The sequence below is a fragment of the Pelodictyon luteolum genome (assembly GCF_001622165.1).
In the GTDB taxonomy this organism is placed as follows: domain Bacteria; phylum Bacteroidota; class Chlorobiia; order Chlorobiales; family Chlorobiaceae; genus Chlorobium; species Chlorobium luteolum_B.
Genome location: NZ_LVWG01000006.1, coordinates 1 through 2,473 on the forward strand (window position 1 = coordinate 1; position 2,473 = coordinate 2,473).

Genomic DNA, 2,473 nt, shown 5'->3' on the forward strand with positions numbered 1-2,473 from the left:
TTGATGAGCCCGTCCTTGCCAGTGGTTATCTTTGTGGCCTCTTTTAGTGCTTTGCGCGTTTCAGCCGGCGTGTCGGTTTCGTAAACCTCGTGCAGCTTGAAGCGCTGGATTATTCCGTCCTGCACGTTGCGGCTTTTGAGCATGGCAACGTAGAGTTCATTCGGGTTTTTGAGGCCAAGCGCTGCGCCCCCGCCTCCGGCCATGGCGCCGAGCTGGCTGGCCAGCATGGCTGCGGTGCTCGACTGCTGCTGCGGTGGCATGATCGTGGTGTCTGCCGTGTAGATGTTGGGCATGAACAGCGTTGCGACGGCAGTCAAGGCACCGGCAATCAGCGGGGCCAGCAGAATGGCCTTTTTGTGCTTGGCCAGGGTGATGGCGAGATCGAGCAGGCTGATTTCGTCTTCGTCGTATGGTCGGCTCCGTTCGACCGGGTGGAGCGTTGGCTGCATCTGTTCGGACATTGGAGGATGGGGTGTGTGATTCAAGTTGGGGTTTACTTCAGCACCTGGATTGCTGCTGCGCCGAGTCCGATCTGGTAAAGGATGGTGGTCCAGTCTTTGAGGTTCTCGGTGAATGATTTGCCGGTCTTCAGCTTTTCAGGCACGATGATGGCATCGCCCGGGTTGACCCTGCCGCTGGAACCCCGGCGGACGGTGGCGTCGGCGCATATGCGATAGATCTGGGAGCTGTCACCGGTCCTGCTGACTCCGCCTGCGTTGCGTACGTAGCCGTTGATGCCTTTTGCCCTCATCCCAGATGAAGGTGCTCTGCTGGTAGACCGCACCGATGACATCAACGGTCGCCGGGCGCTGCGGGATGTAAACGACGTCGCCGTCCATGAGGGGGAGCTCGGGGAGGTTGTCGGTCTTCGAGTCCGCGCCGGGCATGTTCAGGACAATCCGACCCTGTGCTTTCACGCTGCGGAGCTTCTGGGCGAGACGGCGCTGGGCTTCGGCTTCGCTTTTGATAGCTTCAGCCGCATCAGCTTCGGTAACGGAAGCAAGGCGCTGGTTGGCGCTCGCTTCGATATCATTTTCGAACCGCTCTGCAGCTTCGTCGATTTTTTGCTGCTGGAGTTTTTTTACACTCTCACGCTCAAGACGGGTACCATAGACATATGCCTTCGGCGTCACGCCGCCAATACGGGTGACCAGCTCCCTGAGGGTCTCCCCTTTTTTGATTTCGTAGACGCCGCTCGTCTCGACTTCACCGTCCACCCGGACGAACTCCCGCTCCACCTTGACCTCAATCGGCTCCGCTCCGGGCACGATGACGCGAATGATGTCGGTAGGCCTGATCGGCAGTTTTGCCAGCTTGTCCATGACGGAATTCCGGTCGGCCACCAGTTCGGCGACCGTCTGGAACTTGCCGTCAACGTTCTTCTCCACGATGATGTTCCTGAACGCTGCCGCAGATTCGAAACCGCCTGCCCATGCAAGCACCTCGGCGGCAGAGCAATCGTTCCGAAGCTCATAGATCGCCTGCTTCTTGACGCCGCCGATGATTGCAATCTGCGGACCGACTTCGCCGATGTAGATGACGTCGCCGTCCTGTAGGTCGACGTCTGAGGTTTTATCACCGTAGATAAGGATATCGTAGAGGTCGAAGTTGATCGTCCGGCTTCCCCGCTTGACCTTGATGTTGCGCATTGAGCCGATTTCGGAAGGGCCGCCAGAAACGAACAGGGCATTCAGCAGGGTGCTCATGGCGCTGAGTGTGTAGGTGCCGGGACGACGGGCGTTACCGACGACATAGACCTGGACGCTCCGGGTCTGCGCGATGCTGGCGCTGAGGTCGAAGTTGGTGAAAATGCGGCCGATCGCCTTTTTCAGGTAGGGCTGTAGGTCGCGGTATCTGACGCCCGACACATTGACGGCACCGACCTGCGGGATGTAGACTTCGCCGCTGCGGTTGACGCTCAAGGTAGCGTCGATATCGACCATCCCCCACCCCCGGATCTGGATCGCATCCCCCGGGCCGATAACGTAGTCCGGATTTACCTGAACCGCATGCAACGGCGCGAAGGTCGACGGGACGTTACGGAAGAGGTCGCGCCCGAACACTTCGAGCTGCCGTCCGGTCGACACTTCGACATAGGTCTGGAAGGTAGTTTTCGAAGAGAGCGGTGAGACGCTCTGTTCAGGTGCCCGGAGATCGGAGGCAGCTTCACCGATGGCGACTGCCGGGCCGGCCTGCCCGGAAGTTGCCGTAATGAACGAAGGTCTGGAAAAAGTGGCCGGAGCTGCCGCAGGCATGCTCGAACCACCCGTCGCCTGTTGGGCAGAAGCAGCACCATCGGCCGTAAATCCGGTCAATGGCGAAAGGCCGAACGCAAGTGCCGCAGCAAATAGGATGCCAAAACGCATGGAGTTATAATTTTTTATCAATGAGGATAAGCAAACAGGTTGATCGGACAATGTCAACGAAGATGACGCATTTTTTTGAAAAAAAACATTCACTTTTCAGCCGGGTT

The 2,473-nt window shown here is 58.3% G+C and carries 3 protein-coding genes; all 3 read right to left on the bottom strand.

What is annotated here, in order from left to right; translation table 11 throughout:
• Positions 1 to 461 (bottom strand): Wzz/FepE/Etk N-terminal domain-containing protein (locus A3K90_RS00575; protein ID WP_303680671.1); only part of this gene is annotated, 461 nt, incomplete at its 3' end.
• A 32-nt stretch (positions 462 to 493) separates the two neighbouring features.
• Complete coding sequence (locus A3K90_RS00580; protein WP_303680672.1) at positions 494 to 751, bottom strand: hypothetical protein; 258 nt, start codon at positions 749 to 751, stop codon at positions 494 to 496.
• Positions 690 to 2,366, bottom strand: coding sequence for an SLBB domain-containing protein (locus A3K90_RS00585; RefSeq protein WP_303680673.1), 1,677 nt, complete (start codon positions 2,364 to 2,366; stop codon positions 690 to 692). Before A3K90_RS00585 ends, A3K90_RS00580 begins: the two co-directional genes overlap by 62 nt.
• Positions 2,367 to 2,473: the final 107 nt, after the last annotated feature.

Excerpts from the sequence above, each read along its gene's own strand:
- A3K90_RS00585 (WP_303680673.1), bottom strand. The coding sequence starts at position 2,366 with ATGCGTTTTGGCATCCTATTTGCTGCGGCACTTGCGTTCGGCCTTTCG.
- A3K90_RS00580 (WP_303680672.1), bottom strand. The coding sequence starts at position 751 with ATGAGGGCAAAAGGCATCAACGGCTACGTACGCAACGCAGGCGGAGTC.